At 67.2% G+C, this 17,462-nt stretch carries 14 protein-coding genes; 10 read left to right on the plus strand and 4 right to left on the minus strand.

Features of this window, described 5'->3' with window-relative positions; all coding sequences use genetic code 11:
• The first annotated feature begins 128 nt into the window (after window positions 1-128).
• Both GOACH_RS04385 and GOACH_RS04390 read left to right on the plus strand, forming a co-directional pair.
• Window positions 129-599 carry a hypothetical protein gene (locus tag GOACH_RS04385; RefSeq protein ID WP_005171102.1) on the plus strand — a complete coding sequence of 157 codons (471 nt, stop codon included), beginning with the start codon at window positions 129-131 and terminating at the stop codon, window positions 597-599.
• A gap of 178 nt (window positions 600-777) precedes the next feature.
• Complete coding sequence (locus GOACH_RS04390) at window positions 778-2,304, plus strand: sugar porter family MFS transporter (protein WP_005171104.1); 1,527 nt, start codon at window positions 778-780, stop codon at window positions 2,302-2,304.
• Between the two features lie 15 nt (window positions 2,305-2,319).
• Here the strand turns inward: GOACH_RS04390 and GOACH_RS04395 are convergent, their stop codons facing one another.
• The 4 genes from GOACH_RS04395 to GOACH_RS04410 all read right to left on the minus strand — a co-directional run bounded on the left by GOACH_RS04395 (window position 2,320) and on the right by GOACH_RS04410 (window position 6,328).
• Complete coding sequence (locus GOACH_RS04395) at window positions 2,320-3,048, minus strand: lysoplasmalogenase family protein (RefSeq protein ID WP_005171112.1); 729 nt, start codon at window positions 3,046-3,048, stop codon at window positions 2,320-2,322.
• A complete protein-coding gene (locus tag GOACH_RS04400) occupies window positions 3,045-4,235 on the minus strand; it encodes an alpha/beta hydrolase family protein (protein WP_052003885.1) in 1,191 nt (396 codons plus the stop codon). The genes GOACH_RS04395 and GOACH_RS04400 overlap by 4 nt, the downstream gene beginning before the upstream one ends.
• Before the next feature lie 50 nt (window positions 4,236-4,285).
• Window positions 4,286-5,209 carry a hypothetical protein gene (locus tag GOACH_RS04405; RefSeq protein WP_005171119.1) on the minus strand — a complete coding sequence of 308 codons (924 nt, stop codon included), beginning with the start codon at window positions 5,207-5,209 and terminating at the stop codon, window positions 4,286-4,288.
• Between the two features lie 288 nt (window positions 5,210-5,497).
• Window positions 5,498-6,328, minus strand: coding sequence for an Rv1157c family protein (locus GOACH_RS04410; RefSeq protein WP_005171132.1), 831 nt, complete (start codon window positions 6,326-6,328; stop codon window positions 5,498-5,500).
• A 296-nt stretch (window positions 6,329-6,624) separates the two neighbouring features.
• Between GOACH_RS04410 and GOACH_RS04415 the strand changes: the two genes are divergently transcribed.
• The 8 genes from GOACH_RS04415 to GOACH_RS04450 all read left to right on the plus strand — a co-directional run bounded on the left by GOACH_RS04415 (window position 6,625) and on the right by GOACH_RS04450 (window position 17,452).
• Entirely contained in the window at window positions 6,625-7,707 is a 1,083-nt protein-coding gene (locus tag GOACH_RS04415; RefSeq protein WP_005171135.1) for a thiamine ABC transporter substrate-binding protein, read from the plus strand.
• Window positions 7,683-9,326 carry an ABC transporter permease gene (locus tag GOACH_RS04420; RefSeq protein ID WP_005171138.1) on the plus strand — a complete coding sequence of 548 codons (1,644 nt, stop codon included), beginning with the start codon at window positions 7,683-7,685 and terminating at the stop codon, window positions 9,324-9,326. Before GOACH_RS04415 ends, GOACH_RS04420 begins: the two co-directional genes overlap by 25 nt.
• Window positions 9,326-10,375 (plus strand): ABC transporter ATP-binding protein, encoded by a 1,050-nt coding sequence (locus GOACH_RS04425; protein WP_005171141.1) that lies wholly within the window; start codon window positions 9,326-9,328, stop codon window positions 10,373-10,375. Before GOACH_RS04420 ends, GOACH_RS04425 begins: the two co-directional genes overlap by 1 nt.
• Window positions 10,372-10,785, plus strand: a complete 414-nt coding sequence (locus GOACH_RS04430) for a (deoxy)nucleoside triphosphate pyrophosphohydrolase (RefSeq protein ID WP_005171144.1) — start codon at window positions 10,372-10,374, stop codon at window positions 10,783-10,785. Before GOACH_RS04425 ends, GOACH_RS04430 begins: the two co-directional genes overlap by 4 nt.
• Window positions 10,786-11,049: 264 nt before the next feature.
• Window positions 11,050-12,387: a lipase family protein gene (locus GOACH_RS04435; RefSeq protein ID WP_245551803.1), complete on the plus strand. Its 1,338-nt coding sequence runs from the start codon at window positions 11,050-11,052 to the stop codon at window positions 12,385-12,387.
• Window positions 12,388-12,559: 172 nt separating this feature from the next.
• The gene (locus GOACH_RS04440; protein WP_083859022.1) at window positions 12,560-13,351 is read left to right on the plus strand and encodes an EamA family transporter; all 792 of its coding nucleotides are present in this window, start codon (window positions 12,560-12,562) and stop codon (window positions 13,349-13,351) included.
• A gap of 180 nt (window positions 13,352-13,531) precedes the next feature.
• Window positions 13,532-15,442, plus strand: a complete 1,911-nt coding sequence (gene typA / locus GOACH_RS04445) for a translational GTPase TypA (RefSeq protein WP_040517599.1) — start codon at window positions 13,532-13,534, stop codon at window positions 15,440-15,442.
• Between the two features lie 84 nt (window positions 15,443-15,526).
• On the plus strand, window positions 15,527-17,452 hold the full coding sequence (locus tag GOACH_RS04450; protein WP_052003886.1) for an ABC transporter family substrate-binding protein: 1,926 nt from the start codon (window positions 15,527-15,529) through the stop codon (window positions 17,450-17,452).
• The last annotated feature ends 10 nt before the right edge of the window (window positions 17,453-17,462 follow it).

Consider the following 17,462-nt stretch of genomic DNA (forward strand, 5'->3'; position numbering starts at 1 on the left):
GGCCTCATCCTAAGGACTCCTACACTGACGCCATGCGCAGACGGGTACGAGTGGTCGTGCGGCGTACGGCCGCGATGATCACAGTGCGGTGTAGGGCCGTGACGATCATGGTGCGGCGTAGGGCAGCGATGATCGCGGCAGCGGTCATCGCGCTGACGGTCCTGTCGACGATCGGCGTCGGGCGCGCCCAGGCGATCCCGGAGTACCCCGCTCCCGACCTCGCGACCTCGTTGAGGTGCGATAGCGCCAACCCCTGGCCGCTGGGCCCGCTCCGTATCCACGTCGACGTCTTCACGGGCATCCGGTATCCCTCCGACGGTCTGCCGCCGCCGGTCATCGAACTCGTCGGCACCGACAGGGCTAAGCCGGGACTCGTCGACTACTCCATGGAGGTCACGGTGTCGTGGCGGAACCTGGCCACCGGTCGTACCGGCGTGGTGAGTGCACCGAGCCGGGCGAGAAACATCTCCTGGCAGATCGACATCCACCCGGGTTCAGGGCCTGTCGCGTTCGTCATTCGTCAGAAGATCGGAGCGATCGCGTTCGTACCGATGGTCAATCCGCAGTTCTCGACGTGCCGCGGAACTGCAACCGCCTGAACGCCGGACTGTCACGATCTGAACTCGATCTCGCCGCGCTGTCACGGTTTCAGGCGTGGCACGGCGCAAAAGGCATTCACGCTGAACAACATTGGGTAACGTGAAAATCACGTCGGGGCCGCTGCGTACCTGAAGGCCGGGTGTCCCCTCAAGCCGAGTATCGAGGCGAGGTCAGGCAATGTCACAAGCACGTTCTGCTCCTTCATCCGAACAACACACAGCGCGGGTCATCGGCGTCAGCGTCGCAGCAGCCGTCGGTGGCTTTCTCTTCGGCTTCGACAGCTCGGTGGTCAACGGCGCCGTCGACTCCATCCAGCAGACATTCGGCCTCGGTGACCTGTTCAAGGGCTTCGCCGTCGCCATCGCACTGCTCGGTTGCGTCGTGGGTGCGTGGTTCGCCGGTCGACTCGCCGACATCTGGGGCCGCAAACGCGTCATGGTTCTCGGCGCCGTCATGTTCGCCGTGTCGGCCATCGGAACCGCATACACGCAAACCGTCTGGGACCTGCTCATCTGGCGTGTGATCGGTGGCCTCGGCATCGGTATCGCGTCGGTGATCGCACCCGCCTACATTGCGGAGATCGCACCCGCTCGCTACCGCGGGGCGCTCGCCTCGATGCAGCAGTTGGCCATCACGCTCGGCATTTTTGCCGCGTTGTTGTCCGACAAGCTCTTCCAGCAGGCGGCTCCCGGTGGCGAACCGATGAACACACTGTGGTGGGGGCTCGAGGCGTGGCGATGGATGTTCCTCGTCGGCGTCGTGCCGGCAGTGGTGTATGGGGTTCTCGCGCTGTTGATCCCGGAGTCGCCGCGCTATCTCGTCGGACACAATCGCGACAAGGAGGCCGCCCGCATCCTCGAGGAGGTCACCGGCGAGGAGAATCCGCTTGATCGCGTCAAAGAGATCAAGTTGACCGTCAAGCGCGAGTCCTCGGCCAAGCTGTCGGATCTCCGCGGGCCGTCGTTCGGCCTGCATCCCCTTGTCTGGGTGGGCATCTGGCTGGCGATCTTCCAGCAGTTCGTCGGTATCAACGCCATCTTCTACTACTCGACGAGCCTGTGGACATCCGTCGGCTTCAGCACTGACTCGGCATTCACGACGTCGGTGATCACCTCGGCGATCAACGTGGTGATGACGTTCGTGGCGATCCTGTTCGTCGATAGAATCGGTCGACGTGTCCTGCTGCTGTGGGGTTCGGTCGGCATGTTCATCGGACTCATCATGGCGTGCGTGGCATTCACGCAGTCGCACTACAAGGAGTCCGGCTCCGTCGGCGACACCCAGTGCACGCCGGGCAACACGAATTCCGATTGCCTGACACTCAACGGCCACTGGGGTGTTGTCGCGCTGATCGGAGCCAACCTCTTCGTGATCGCGTTCGCCGCGACCTGGGGTCCGGTCATGTGGGTCATGCTCAGCGAGATGTTCCCCAACCGCATCCGTGGTGTCGCACTCGGTGTGTGTACCGCATTCAACTGGCTGGCCAACTTCACCATCTCGATGCTGTTCCCGGAGGCGAGCGCGTCACTCGGACTCGGCTGGGTCTACGGCTTCTTCGCATTCTGTGCCGCGGCGTCGTATTTCTTCGTCAAGGCGAAGGTGCGCGAGACCAAGGGACTCGAACTCGAGGACATGGATGCCGTTGCCGCAGACGACCTCTCCCGCGTCGAGGCCACCAAACGAGCCAAGTCGGGCTCCGCGTGAGAAACGAGAGGGGCTCTAGTCGCGGGACTGTCGCGGGTGTGTCGCGTCGGCTGCGTCGGTGAGCAGGTACTGCGCAGCGAAATAGCCTCCGAGAACCCAGAGTTCGCTCAACGCGCGGGCAACGGAACCGGAAATCAGATGCCTCCGGTTGAGGATCGTGACGTCCGAGGCCAGAAAGAGCAGTCCGCCGATTCGGGCAGACGGTTGCGGTGAGTCGAGGGAGCCCGCGAGCGTCGACATCGTCGCCAATGTGGTCCCGTATGGACCGAGCACAGCCAGGGGGCGCGGTCGGTGGGCGGCGAGAACGGCGGCCGATTCGCCGAGCACCGCCATTCTCGGTGCGAAGGCGCGCACGGTCGGCCGAGCGCCGCGGCGCCAGAACACAGAGCAATAGCACAGCTGCGCGACACCGAAAAGCGCTGCACCGGTTGATAGTCGACGATCCTTGAGCAGACGCTCGGCCTCGGTGTCGGACGGCGAGAACTCTTCGAGCAGCATGGCGCGGTCGCCTGCCGCCGAGAACGCGATGGCGCCGACGAGTAGCGCATCGTCGATCCCCGGTCGAGCGTGGCAGTGTTGTCGACGTCGCACCGCGCGTCCGGCGAGCATGATGAGTGGGATCGGTTTGGTGATGGCTGCGGCACGCCGTGGCCCGAATGCGCCCGCGACACTCGCCGCCGTCGCGGCCAGGGCGTACACGCCGCCGAAGCGTGCCGTGGCCGAGCGCTGCCGCCCGGACGTCAACGCATCACGTTCGCGACAAATGAGCGGATGTCGTTGTCTGCCATCCGGCGCGCGCCATCCTCGGACAACGTCAGATAGGGGCGTGGCGAGACCTGCCGATCGGCCAACCGTGCGTCGTTGATGTACTTCAGCGTCAGCGGAACGATGACCGACGGATCGATGAGTCCCTGGGTCATCATGACCGGCCGGGCGAAACCACGGACGGGCAGCGTCGACGCGGCCTCGAGCACACCGGCGAGTTCGCGGTTACCCGCGAGTGGCTTGGAGAACAGCGATCCCAGCGACACACCGTCGACCTCACGCGTCAGGTCTGTGACGCACAGTTGTGCGGCTCGGTTCAACCAGCTTCTGCCGCTTTCGGTGAGGTAGTCGACGACGTCGACCGACGGGCGTGCGCTGCTGATCGCGCTGAGCGTGTACAGGGCGTCGGCGGTCAGACCGGCAGGGAGGGTGACCGTACCCGGACCGAGTTTGGTGAGCAGAGCCGAGAAGTCGGCGGGTATCGACGATGCGGCAGCGCCGCGGAAGTCCAGCGCCGATCCCCCGAGGGTGGTGCCGATACGTGCGAGGGTGACCGCGGCCGCTGCGCCCTGCCCCTGGCCGACGACAGCCCAGCGTCGCGCCACGTCGTTGCGCATGGATCGAGAGGCACGCACGGCGTCGACGATGTTGCGAGCCGTCGCGTCGGTGTCGAAATACTGTGGCGTCCCGGAGGTTCCGAGGCCTGCGTAGTCGGTGGTGACCACCGCGTATCCGCGCGAGAGCCACGCGCGGGCCTGATCGAGATCGGCGACGGCCGGCCGGACGGACGGGGCGCACCCGTCGGCCAGCCCGCGGGAGCCGTGCGCCCAGGCGATGACCGGGAATCCGCCTTCCGGTACTGCGCCGAACGGAGTCAGCAGGACGCCGCTCGACCGCTGCGGCTTGTGGTCTGCGCCCGTGGTCGCGTAGGTGAACACCGTGCCGCTCGCGGCGCCGGGTACGAGGTCCGAGCGGGGGATCGCGCGGCGCGAGTACACGGTGCCCCCCGTGGCCGACGCGGTGCTCACGGCGTCCGAGGCGGTGGTGGCGTCGGACGTCGATTGTCCGGTGCGATCACCGGCCGATGGTTGGGTGGGGGCTGCTGAGGCGACGGACGGTATCGCGAGCCCCGCGCAGAGCAGCACCGCGCACGCCGCAGACCGCATCGATCTGTGCGACGGCCGTCTGCGGGATCTCCGGCTCCGAGATGAAGTGGTCACTTGGCGTTCACCACGCCGACGGCGGGGAGGAAGAAGCACGAGTGGCCCGCATTGCTCGACGTGCCGTAGATCGCAGCGAGGATGGTGCCGCTGCCGGTCTTGACGGGCGCGAGCCGCACACCGGAGAGCAGCGGCAGCAAGGCCTTCGTGCGCGGATCTACAGCCGTAAGCTTTTCGAAGCCGCCCTGCAGCGTTGAGGCGTTGAACCACGCAACCTGCATCTGCCCGTCGTCTGTGGTTGCGGTCCCGACCGTCGTGGGTACGAACGCGAACGCGGTCTCGCCCTTGTCGACCAGATTGAGCTTCTTGGGCAGCGTGATGCCCGGAATCAGTGTGAGCAGCGGCGCGAGGGGCTCGACGGCCTTCATCTGCTCGCTCCGGATGGGCCATGGTCCGGGGGCCGCTCCCGCGGCTGCGGTGACGATCCCGAGCGGGTTGTCGTCGGTCGGCGTGGCGCAGAAGGGGGCGATGGCCGGTGAGAACGGTTGGATTCCGAGAGTCTTGAGCACCGACTCGATGTCGGATCCCGCAGCCGGAGTTGCTGTGGCGCTGACCTCGCGTGAGGCCGACGAGCCGCCGAGAGCAACCGACAACGTGTTGAGTTTGCTCTCGATGTCGGCGGTCGAGAGTTGTCCCAGCGACGACTTCACGGCCTCGGCGGCCTTGAGGGCCAACTGGTCGACGCCGGCTGCTTTGAGTGCCTTGACCGCCTCGGCGAGTTCGTGGTCGAGGGGGACGCTGCCGAGCGCCTGAGGATCGGGCGCGAGGGTTGTCGGCGCGGTCGGCAGGTCGGGTGCCGCCGATGCGGTCGCGGGAACAAACACCATCGCTGCGGCAATCGTTGCGCCCGCGATGCCCGTGCGGACTCGTCGGCGACTGTGCTCGCGGTCCCCGGTCATGGTGCGGCGCGCGGACATCATCATGGTTCTCCTCGACACGACAGCCAGACCACGCTGAAACGCGTGGTACTGGTGTGACAGATGTTTCTAGAGTTACAAGAGATCACGGCCAGGGCACGCGCTGCAAGTTGTGAGTCCGAGCTGTGACGTATGCGCGATCAGCACGCGATCCGTCGGTGGTGCGACGTTGTGAGGATGCATGTGCGTGGTCCCGGCGCGCGGTCATCTGCCGGTCAGGCGCTGGAAACGGCGAAGCCGGGGAGCCTGTGAGCTCCCCGGCTTCGCCGCACGGGTGGGTACCGCGTCCGATCACACGATCGCGAGTCCGATCGTCGGGATGATGGTGCAGTTGAGCACCTTGCCCTTGGTCTTGGTGGTGACGTCGCCGTAGATGGTCGAGATCACGCGTCCCTTGCCGGTGGAAGCGATCCCGGTGAACGTGCCCGGGCCGTTGGTGGCGTTGATCAACGCATTGCGCTTGAGCTGAAGCTGCCCGGTGCGGCCGTTGTCGATGTTGACCCAACTGACAAGCAGTTTGCGAGCCTGGTTGTTGATCGCGGGGCCGGTGCCGAGGCTGGTGTACACGTAACCGGCCTGGCCTCGCTTGGGTCCGGGGGCGGGCGCCTTTTGCGGGCCTGCCGTCACCAGGGCGCGGCCGAGCGAATTACCGCCACCGGGCATGCAACCGAAGCCGAGCGTCGGGTAGAGGAACTCCTGGATCTTCGGAGCATTGGGACCCTGTGGGATCTCCGGTTCTCCGGGTTTCGCTGCCTCGATCCGGGCTACCTGCCGGCGTCCCGGCTCGCCGAGGAAGTCGATGATTTTCTGCCAGGTGCCTGCGACCTGCGGGGGGAGTCCCGGCTGATCGGCCATGGCGCGGGCCTGCTGCAGCAGTTCTGCATTCACCTTGCCGTCGGGTCCTGGGGTGGTGACCGAGCCGATGATCGCGGGCGCGAAAGCTCCGAGGGAGTCCAGCGTGCGTTGGTCGACCTTCGTGGTCTTGGTGGGCGCAGGCGGAGTTGCTTCGGTAGGCGCTGGCGCCGCGTGCGCGATGCTCGGGGCGGCGAGCGAGGCTGCGACGGCGACCGTTGCTGCGGCCACTGCGATGCGGGCGCGGCTGGTCAGTGCTGATAGACGCACTTGTCGGTGTCCTGTCGGTTGTCGGTGTATGTATCGGTTTTGTCTCGGACACCCGGGACCCTACCCGGGTGTCACCGCTCGGAAACGCCGGCGCGTCATTCTAAGCCCCGACGATGGGGCGATGTCCAGGGAGCCTAACGCCGAAGTCGAGCAACTCCTGGTGCAGGTGATGTAATTGTTACGAATGTGACGTGCGACCAATCATCCGACACTGGTCCGACGACCAGGTGCTGCGCACCTGGTTAGATCGACAACAGTTCGATCCACGTCGATTCTCCCGGAGATGAGGAGCGCTGGTGACAGACCAGACCGCACAGTCCAGGCGTGACCGTGAACGTCGCGGTAGCGGCAGGCGAGCGCTGATGCGCACGAGTGCAGTGGCGGTGACCGTGCTGGCGGTCGGGGCGTCGATGTTGACCGCGTGTGGCGACGACACGTCGTCGAGTTCTGAGGTCACACTGTTGACCCACGATTCGTTCGACCTCCCTCAATCGGTGTCCGATGCGTTCACGAAAGAAACCGGCCTGACACTCAAGGTGGTCAAGAACGGGGACGCGGGGCAGCTTGCCTCGACGGTGTCGCTGACGCCCGGTTCACCCAAGGGCGATGCCGTCTTCGGGATCGACAACACCTTCGCCACCCGGCCGATCGACGCAGGCGCGCTCGAGTCCTACTCCTCGCCTGCCTTGGCAGGTGGAGCAGACCAGTACGCGGTGCCGGAGTCCCACAACGAGTTGACCGCGGTCGATCGCGGCGATGTCTGCCTCAACGTCGACGACGAGTGGTACCGGCGCGAGGGCCAGACGCCGCCGAAGAGCCTGCGCGACCTGACCGATCCCACCTACGCCAAGCAGGCGGCGCTCATCGATCCGGGCACGTCGTCGCCGGGCATGGCGTACCTACTCAGTACCGTCGGAGTCCTCGGCGACAACTGGCAGGACTATTGGCGGCAGGTCTCCGCCGCGGGCGCGACGATCGTGTCTGGTTGGGAGATCGCCTACAACCAGCTGTTCACGGCGGGGGAGGGCAAGGGCGCCAAACCGATCGTGTTGTCGTACGCGTCGTCGCCCGCGGCGACTCCTGGCACGAGCGCGCTGCTCGACAGTTGCTTCCGGCAGGTCGAGTACGTTGGCGTGCTCAAGGGGGCTGCGAACACCGCGGGGGCGCGCAAGCTCGTCGACTTCATGCTGAGTCCCACGGTGCAGAAGGCGCTTCCGTCCGCCATGTACGTGTACCCGGTGCAGAAGGACACGCCGCTGCCCGACGGGTGGGCGCAACGAGCGCCGATCCCTCAGTCGACGGTGAACCTGCCGCCCGCATACATCGCGCAGAATCGGGAGACGTGGCTCCAGCAATGGCGCAGCGCAGTAGGGCGCTGACCAGCAACCGCCTAGGGGGTTGGCTCACCGCGGCGGTGCCGGTGGTGTTCCTCGGCGTGCTGTTCGTGTGGCCGGTGGCCGCACTCGTCTGGCGCGCCGTGGCGCACACCGGCGACGCGCCAACGGGATCGGCGTCCCTGGGAGAATTGTTCACCCGGACCCACGCGGCTCACCTGCTCGGGACCACCATCGCCCAGGCGGCCGCGTCGACAGCGTTGGCGCTGGTGGTGGCCGCACCGATCGTCTGGCTGTCGTCCCGACTGCACGGGGCGTCGGCGATGATCCTGAATGCCGTCGTCACCGTCCCCTTCGTCCTTCCCACGGTGGTTGTCGGCGTCGCGTTCAGAGCGCTGTTCGACGGTCCGCTCGCGTTCGCGCGCATCGGTTCCGGATGGTGGGCGGTGCTGGCCGCACACGTGTTTCTCAACGTCGCAGTGGTGGTACGTGTCGTCGGGGCCGCGTGGCGGGGCCTCGACACCAGGGTGCTCGACGCGGCACGCACGTTGGGCGCCGGTCGGTTTCGGGCGTGGCGGAGCGTGATCGCGCCCGCGCTGCTGCCGGCTGTCGGTGCTGCCGCAATGCTGATCTTCTTGTTCTGTTCGACGAGTTTCGGCGTGATCATCATCCTGGGAGGTGGCACGCTGCAGACACTGGAAACCGAGATCTACCAACAGGCCATCGGGTACTTCCGGATCCCGGAGGCGGTGGCGTTGTCACTGCTGCAGATCGTGGTCGTGGTGGTCGCGCTCGTGCTGACACGGGTCGTCACGGCGCACTCGCGGACGAGTGCGACCCGAACACGGTCACCCCGGCGCCGACGGCTCCGCGGAGGTGCGCGACTGTGGGCCGCTCTCGCATGGATCTGGACGATCGCGATACTGGTCGTTCCGATCGCCGTGCTGGCCGTACGGTCGGTTCGCCCCGGCCGCGACGGCGCATGGACGCTTGCCGGTTACCGAGCGCTGACCGAACCCGTCAATGGTGTGACACCGCTTGCGACGCTGCGCTATTCGTTTGTCTCCGCGCTCATCGCGATGGTGATCGCGGTCGTGGTCGGCGTGATGGCGGCGATCGCAGTGCACACCGCGCGGGGCGTGGCGCGGACAGGCGGAGCGGTGCTCGCGCTCGTGCCGCTCGGGATCAGTGCTGTGACACTGGGTTTCGGGTATCTCATCGTGCTGTCCGGACTCCCGGCGCGCGTCTCGTCGTCGCCGCTGATCATTCCCTGCGTGCAAGCGCTGATCGCCATCCCGGTCGTGATCGGGATCGTCGTCCCCGCGCTCGACGCCGTTCCCGACCGTGCGCGTGCCGCCGCAGCAACGCTGGGAGCGGGGCCGGTGCGGGTGCTATGGACGATCGACCTCCCCGCGGTCGGTCGATCGTTGGCTGCGGCAGGTGGCTTCGCGTTCGTGATGGCGCTCGGCGAGTTCGGCGCGACGAGCTTTCTTGCGCGCGCCGACACCACGACGTTGCCCGTGCTGATCGGCTCCGCGTTGAACCGGCCCGGCGCAACACAATTGGCGACGGCGATGGCTGCGTCGATGGTGCTGGTTGTCGTGACGGCGGTCGCGATGCTCCTCGTGGAAGTGCTGCGTCCACGATCGGAGGTGCTCGGCTGATGCTCGAACTCGAGGGAGTGCGCATTTCGTACGGGTCGCACACGGTCGTCGACGACCTCGACTGGAGCGTCGGGGCCGACGGACTCGTGACCGCGCTGCTGGGACCGTCGGGCTGTGGAAAGTCGACGCTGATCCGCGCCATCGCAGGACTCGAAGACGTCGAGCGCGGCAGCATCCGCCTCGACGGGAACGATCTGGTGGCTGTGCCCGCCCACCGGAGGGACTTCGGCGTCGTATTCCAGGACGGTCAGCTGTTCGGCGGCCGAAGCGTCGGCGCGAACGTCGCATACGGCCTCAAGGCCAGGCGCATGCGCAAGGCGCGGATCGCCGAGCGTGTGACCGAGATGCTCGAACTCGTGCAGTTGCCGGGATTCGAGCGACGTCCGGTCGACGAGCTCTCCGGCGGGCAGGCGCAACGTGTGGCGCTGGCACGCGCGCTGGCGCCACACCCGCGTCTACTGCTGCTCGACGAACCGCTTGCATCGCTGGACCGCAGATTGCGCGACGAACTCGCACTGGACATCGGACGCGCAGTGCGCGCGACCGACACGCCGACGATCCTCGTCACGCACGACCACACCGAGGCGGCACTCGTCGCCGACGCCATCTCGGTGATGAGGTCGGGCGACATCGTCCAGACGAGTTCCCCCGCGCGCCTGTGGAAACGGCCGGTCGACGAATGGACCGCCCGGTTCCTCGGCTGTACGACGGTGCTGTCGGCTCAGCGTGACGACGGTGTCGTCACCACTCCGCTCGGCGTCGTGGACGCCGGTGCTCTCGGCGTCGGGGATGACCGCGAGCCACGCGAACTCGGCCTGCGCGCAGAATCGGTCTATGCGAAACCGATTGCAGCCGCGGAGTATCGGGCACGTGACCGGCCTGCTGCAGAGGGAGAGGTTGTGGCCGTCGCCGACCTCCCGGCCGGTCAGCGTGTCCGGGTTTCGACGCCGGTGGGGGAGATCGACGCGGTGTCCGAGGGGGACGTGCGAGTCGGCGACACCGTCGTGCTGCGGTTGCGTCCCGAGCACATCGCAGTGGTCGGTCCGTGAGCGGGCGAATGGTCGTCGCAGGCGCCGTCACCTCGGCCGACGGCCGACTCCTGCTGGCACAGCGGCGGTACCCACCCGAGGTCGCGGGACTGTGGGAACTTCCGGGCGGCAAGGTCGAAGAGGGCGAGGACCCGGCTCAAGCCCTGCGGCGTGAGCTACGTGAAGAACTCGACGTCGATGTCGAGGTCGGTACACGCCTGGAGCGCTCGGTCGAACTCGCGCACGACCTGACCCTCGTCGCGCTGTGGGCACGAATCGTCGGCGGGGAGCCACGAGCCGTCGAACACTCCCGTCTGCGCTGGGTCACCGTCGACGAACTCGACGAGATGGCCGCGTCGGGCGCGATCGTGCCCGCCGACACGGTGTGGCTGCCGGAACTGTCGCTGAGGATCTCGGGCGGAGCACACTGATCCGCTCAAGCGCGCACGACGTTTGATCACAGTTCGGTCATCAACCCGTGCAACCCGCCGCCCGGCGGTTTACAGTCGTACACCGAACAACGGGGGCGGTGATGGTGAGTGCCCGGTCGCGCTGGGCGACATGAACCAAATCGGTTGTGGCAGAGGAATTGAGGGGGAGCTGTGTCGTACTGGCGTGTGTTTCGTTCCGGTGGTGGCGGGAGGCGGCGGGCCATTGCGACCGTCGGTTGCGTCGTGGCGATCGGGGTGGCAGGGGTGTTCGGAACAGGAGGCGTCGTCGATGCCGGACGTGCTGCAGCGGCCCCGCTCGGGTCGTCGGGCAGTGGTTCGACCGGATCGTCGGACGGCACCGACACCTTCTATCGACCGCCCGCCGGCCCGCTGCCCGATGCAGGGACACTGTTACGTACGCAGTCGATGTCGACGTTCGTCACCGTCCCCAATCGAGCCGGGAGGATCCCGGCGTCGGCGACCAAGATCATGTACGTGTCGACCAACGGTCTCGGCAAGAAGGTTGCCGTCAGTGGCTACTACCTCCAGCCGTCGCGGCCCTGGACAGGGCCGGGCTCGCGGCCACTGGTCTCCTACGGGCCGGGTGCGCACGGGATGGGGGACCAGTGTGCGCCCTCGCGGCTCGTCTCCGCACCGAATCTGGCGTTCCCCGGCGGTCCGATGGCCGAGATCGAAGCGCTGATCACCTACAACCTGCTCTCGCGGGGATACGGCGTGGTGAGTACGGACTACATCGGACTCGGCACACCGGGTGATCACACCTTCGCGATGCGCGTGGACCAGGGCGACGCGGTGATCGACGCAGCGCGCGCTGCACTGCAGTTGCCGGGCGTGAACCCGCACACGAAGGTCGCGCTCGCCGGGTACTCACAGGGTGGCGCTGCGACCGCCGCCGCTGCGGAACTGATCGACCGCTACGCTCCCGAGCTCGCCAGGCAGGTTGTCGGGATCTACGCGGGCGGCGCGCCGACGGATCTGCGCAGCCTGCTCAATCATCTCGACGGCCAGCGCCTCGGCGGTACGATCGGGTGGGCGATCGACGGTGCGATGGCGTTGTATCCCGATATGGCGCAAAAGATTCCGCCGCTACTCAACCCGGAGGGTAAGCGAATCGCGAATCTTGTTCGCGGCCAATGTATCCTGGCGACAACCGCACTCGGTTCCCCGAAGTCGAGCACCTGGACGGTCAGTGGCAAGACGATTGGCGAGATCATCGACTCCACCCCAGCGCTGGCCGAACGCGTCAACGAACAGAAGGTCGGCATGAGCAAGCCGACCGACATCCCGATTCTGCTGTCCAGCAACCCTGTTGACCCGACGGTACCCATCTCGCAGGGCCAGAACCTGTTCGCCGAGTGGTGCGGCAAACAGCCGAGGTCGCTCGAGTACCGCACGATCACCTTCCCGGTGCTCGGTGGAACAGCCATGGGTCATATCGCGGGCGGTGTCGCCGGATACAACGAGGCCTACGACTGGCTGGCGGACAGGTTCGCGGGCAAGGCCCCCGCGAGTGGATGTGTCAGGAAGGCCCAGTCGAACGGACTGACGACGGGATCTGCGGGTTCGTCCGGGTCATCCTGACAACGCCGGACGGGCCCGCGAAAATGTTCGCGCGATCGCGACACGGTGCGGAGTAGGTTCGGCGGCTGTGACAGCACGGCGACGCCAAGAACAGAGCGGGGCAGATCGGGCCACCTCCACGCGTGACGCGCGCTGGCTGGCTCCCGCGCTGATGCTCGTCGGCGGCACGTCGATGTATCTCGGCGCGGCGATCGCGATCGATCTCTTCGATGCGGTATCGCCCGCCGGCGTCGCGTGGTTGCGAATCGCCGGTGCCGGACTCGTGCTCGCGGTGGTGGTGCGGCCCGGTCGCGACGCCTGGCGGTGGCACCGGCTGCGCCTGGCCGGGCTGTTCGGTCTGATGACCGCGGCCATGAACATCGCCTTCTACCTCGCGCTCGACCACCTGCCCCTCGGTACGACCGTCGCGCTGGAGTTCCTCGGGCCGATCGTCGTCGCCGCCGTCGGTTCACGCACCGGGCGCGACGTGGTGGCGTTGCTGGCAGCCGTGGTCGGCGTCGTACTCATCGTCGACGTGCACTGGGCGGGCAGCGTGATCGGCGTCGTCCTCGCCCTCACCGCGGCGGCATGCTGGGCGGGCTACATCCTGCTGGGGCGTCGGGTAGCCGTGCGCGGAGCCGGGATCGAGGATCTGACAACGGGTTTCGTCGTCGCCGCGATTGTGACGTCGCCGTTGGCGCTGACCATCGGCACGGCCGTCCACGCGGGAGAGGGTCTGTGGTCGCTCATCGGACTCGGCCTCGGGCTCGGCGTGCTCTCGACTGCTGTTCCGTACGCGCTCGACCAGGTGATCCTTCGCTCGGTGGGGCCTGCGAGGTTTGCCGTGCTGTTGGCGCTACTGCCGGTGACCGCCGCTGTGGTCGGTGTCGTTGCGCTACGTCAGGTGCCCGCGGTCACCGAGGTGATCGGCATCCTCGCCGTCGCCGGGGCGATCGTGGTGCAGGCGAGCGGCAGGTCGCGGTGAGACGGCACCGATGGGTGGTGTCGACGCACGTCGGACCCGCTTGTTGCCGTGTGATCGCGCTCTCATCCTCCGAGCAGATACCCTGTTGAGCGTCGTAGAGTCCACATCCGGTGCCCGAAACCGGATCGCCGACGGCCCGCGCATGCCTTCGGGACGTCGAAAAAGATGAAAGAGAGCTCAGTGAGCGCTGCCCCCAACTTCCGCAACGTCGCGATCGTCGCGCACGTCGACCACGGCAAGACCACGCTGGTCGACGCGATGCTCCGCCAGTCCGGAGTGTTCGGTGAGCGCGCCGAGCTCGTCGATCGCGTGATGGACTCCGGTGACCTCGAACGCGAGAAGGGCATCACCATTCTCGCGAAGAACACCGCGGTGCATCGTCGTCAGCCGGACGGCACCGAGGTGGTCATCAATGTCATCGACACGCCCGGTCACGCCGACTTCGGCGGCGAGGTCGAGCGCGGTCTGTCGATGGTCGACGGCGTCGTACTCCTCGTCGACGCCTCCGAGGGCCCGCTCCCGCAGACGCGCTTCGTGCTGCGCAAGGCGTTGAGTGCGTCGTTGCCGGTGATTCTCCTGGTCAACAAGACCGACCGCCCCGACGCGCGCATCTCGGAGGTCGTGTCCGAGACCCACGACCTGTTGCTCGACCTTGCCTCCGACCTCGACGACGAGGCGGCCGCAGCCGCCGAGCAGGTCCTCGACCTCCCGGTGCTCTATGCATCCGGCCGTGCGGGTATCGCCAGCACCGTCGAACCCGCCAACGGAGAGGTCCCCGAGGGAGAGAACCTCGACCCGTTCTTCGACGTCCTGATGGAGCACGTTCCCGCGCCCAAGGGCGACGCCGAGGCGCCGCTTCAGGCACACGTCACCAACCTCGACGCCTCGCCCTTCCTCGGGCGCCTCGGGCTGGTCCGCATCCACAACGGCACCCTCAAGAAGGGCCAGACCGTCTCCTGGATGCGTGAGGTTGACGGTGAGCCCGTCACCGAGCGCGCCAAGATCACCGAACTCCTCGCTACCGTCGGCGTGGAGCGCAGCCCCGCGGAGTCCGCGGTCGCAGGCGACATCGTGGCGATCGCAGGCATTCCCGAGATCATGATCGGCGACACCCTCGCCGACGCAGAGAATCCGGTCGCGCTACCGCGTATCACGGTCGACGAGCCTGCCATCTCGGTCATCATCGGCACCAACACCTCCCCGCTCGCGGGCCGGGTGAAGGGGCACAAGCTCACCGCGCGCATGGTCAAGGACCGCCTCGACACCGAGCTCATCGGCAACGTGTCGCTGCGCGTCGTCGACATCAATCGTCCCGATGCCTGGGAGGTGCAGGGCCGCGGTGAGCTCGCGCTGGCGATCCTCGTCGAGCAGATGCGTCGCGAGGGGTTCGAGCTGACCGTCGGCAAGCCGCAGGTGGTCACGCGCAAGGTCGACGGCAAGGTGCACGAGCCGTTCGAGCACCTGACCATCGATGTCCCGGAGGAGTACCTCGGCGCGGTGACCCAGTTGCTCGCGGCGCGTAAGGGCCGTATGGACCAGATGAACAACCACGGGTCCGGGTGGGTCCGCATGGAGTTCCGCGTTCCGTCGCGCGGACTGATCGGTTTCCGTACCGACTTCCTCACCGAGACCCGCGGCACCGGTATCGCCAACGCGGTGTTCGACGGCTACGACGCCTGGGCGGGTGAGATCCGCGCACGGCACACCGGTTCGCTGGTGAGCGACCGTGCGGGCACGGTGACGCCGTTCGCGATGATCCAGCTCGCCGACCGCGGCACGTTCTTCGTCAACCCGGGTGACGACACCTACGAGGGCCACGTGGTCGGCATCAATCCGCGCGCCGAGGACCTCGACATCAACGTGACCCGTGAGAAGAAGCTGACCAACATGCGTCAGTCGTCGGCCGACGTGATGGAGACCCTGGCCAAGCCGATGCACCTCGAACTCGAGGGCGCGATGGAATTCTGCGCCGTCGACGAGTGTGTCGAGGCGACCCCGGAGGTCGTTCGGGTGCGTAAGGTGCATCTCGATTCGTCGACGCGCGCCCGTGAGCGTTCGCGTGCCAAGTCGCGCGATCAGGCGGCCGGCTAGTCGACCTCGTGGGTGTCGGGGTTGATGCCGGCGTAGGCGTCGGTACGCGATGGTGGGGGTGAGTGGGTGACCGGCAGGAGGCCGATGCAGGTGCGAGCGGCTGAGCGCTGCGGACAACGCAGGCACCTCCTGGTTGCGGTGCTCAGCGTCCTCGTGGTGGCGACGATGGCCGGCTGCATGTCGGACCCTCCGCCGCCCGTCCGCGAGACCCAGGCGCCGCCCCAGACTCCCGCCGAGTACCCGACGGAGAAAACGATCTACGTCGCGACCGACTCCGTCGGCCAGGGGTTCAATCCCCATCTGGCCGCCGATCAGAGTCCGGTCACCACGGCGATCGCCGCGATGACGTTGCCGAGTGCGTTCGAACCCGTGCAGACACCCAACGGCGTCGTCTGGCAGCGGTCGGATTCGTTGCTGACCTCAGCGGAGGTGACGTCGCAGCAGCCGTTCACCGTCACCTACAAGATCCACACGAACGCCCAGTGGTCCGACGGGCTCCCGGTCACCGGAGACGATTTCAGCTACCTGTGGCAGCAGATGTCGCGACAGCCCAACGTCGTCGCGCCCGCCGGCTACCGACTGATCGACTCCGTCGAGTCGAGCAACGGCGGCAAGGTGGTGACCGTCAAGTTCGCCCGCGCCTATCCGGCATGGCGCGAGATGTTCACCTGGCTGCTGCCCAGCCACGTCCTCAAGGGCGCGCCCGCGGGCTTCCAGACCGGTATGGACAGCGGTAAACCGGTGTCGGCGGGGCCGTTCTCGGTCTTCTCGATCGACACCACCCGCGACGAGGTGCGTCTGATCCGCAACGATCGCTACTGGGTGAAGCCGTCGGTCCTCGACCAGGTGGTCCTGCGCCGCGCGGGAACGGCGTCGCAGATGGTCGAGTCGGTACGTACGGGCGACTCGTCGATTGCCACGCTGGGCACCGGACCGGCCAGCAGCGCCGAACTCGCTGCGGTCCCCGGCATCGAGACGCAACGTTCCGCGACGTCACGGGCGCTGGGCATCAGCGTCAACGCGCGCACTCCCGTGATGAGTTCGGTATCGGTTCGGCGCGCGATTCTGGGCATGATCGACCCGGCCGTCGTCACCTACGCGGGGGCAGGCGACACCGTCGTCACGCCGTTCGCGAACACGATCCTTGCGCCATCGGATGCGGGGTACTTCCCGGTCGACCGGCAGCGCCCGGGTGCCGACCAGATCGACGAACTCCTCGCGTCCGCCGGCTACCGGCGAGGCGCCGCAGGTGCAGCGGCCTCGTCGTCCTCTGTCCCGTCGTCGGCACCGAGCTCGGGTGCGTCGGGGTCGGCAGCACCGCGTGCATCGACCGGCCCCTCGTCGGGCGTGTCCTCATCGGCACCTGCGACGGAGGACCCCGCCTCGACCATGTCACCGGTCCCTGACGGCGTCGCGGGCTTCGAGAAGGACGGGCATGACCTGGCCGTGCGTGTCGGTGCGATCAGCGGAGATCCCAGGTCGACCGCGGCGGCCGCGAACATCGTCGACCAGCTACGCAATGCCGGTGTGCGCGCTGCGGTGGTCTCGCTGCCCAACAACGAGCTGTACGGGGTGGCGCTGACGGATTCACGCGTCGACATGGCCGTGGGCTGGACCGGCCTCGGCGTACCGCCCGCTGCGGCGTTGGCCTCGCAGGTGGACTGCGACCAGCCCAAGCCGGGCACCGCGCCGAGCTTGTCGACGCCGCCGACACCCACCAGCGACGCACCGGATCAGCAGGAGACCTCGACCCAGGATGTCTACGCGTCCAACCCGTCTGGTGTCTGTGATCCGGTGCTCATCGGGTTGGCTCGTGACGCGTTGTCGTCGGACGATCCGCTGCCGCAGTTGACCGAAGCCGAGCCGCTGCTCGCCGCGCAGTCGATCTATCTCCCGCTCTACCAGGACAGCATGATGGTGGGCGTGACTCGCAAGGTGGCCGACGTTCCGCTGTCGGGACCGATCCAGGTCTCGATCTTCGGCTCGGCGAGCAGATGGAATCTCTCGTGAGCCGGGAGCA

The organism is Gordonia aichiensis NBRC 108223 (assembly GCF_000332975.1).
Taxonomy (GTDB): Bacteria; Actinomycetota; Actinomycetes; order Mycobacteriales; family Mycobacteriaceae; genus Gordonia; species Gordonia aichiensis.

What these genes read in the sequence shown, in the direction of transcription:
- GOACH_RS04385 (WP_005171102.1), top strand. Translation starts at nt 129, where the DNA reads ATGATCGCGGCAGCGGTCATCGCGCTGACGGTCCTGTCGACGATCGGC.
- GOACH_RS04405 (WP_005171119.1), bottom strand. Translation starts at nt 5,209, where the DNA reads ATGATGTCCGCGCGCCGCACCATGACCGGGGACCGCGAGCACAGTCGC.
- GOACH_RS04450 (WP_052003886.1), top strand. Translation starts at nt 15,527, where the DNA reads ATGCAGGTGCGAGCGGCTGAGCGCTGCGGACAACGCAGGCACCTCCTG.
- GOACH_RS04400 (WP_052003885.1), bottom strand. Translation starts at nt 4,235, where the DNA reads ATGCGGTCTGCGGCGTGCGCGGTGCTGCTCTGCGCGGGGCTCGCGATA.
- GOACH_RS04420 (WP_005171138.1), top strand. Translation starts at nt 7,683, where the DNA reads ATGGCGCAGCGCAGTAGGGCGCTGACCAGCAACCGCCTAGGGGGTTGG.
- GOACH_RS04390 (WP_005171104.1), top strand. Translation starts at nt 778, where the DNA reads ATGTCACAAGCACGTTCTGCTCCTTCATCCGAACAACACACAGCGCGG.
- GOACH_RS04440 (WP_083859022.1), top strand. Translation starts at nt 12,560, where the DNA reads ATGTATCTCGGCGCGGCGATCGCGATCGATCTCTTCGATGCGGTATCG.
- GOACH_RS04425 (WP_005171141.1), top strand. Translation starts at nt 9,326, where the DNA reads ATGCTCGAACTCGAGGGAGTGCGCATTTCGTACGGGTCGCACACGGTC.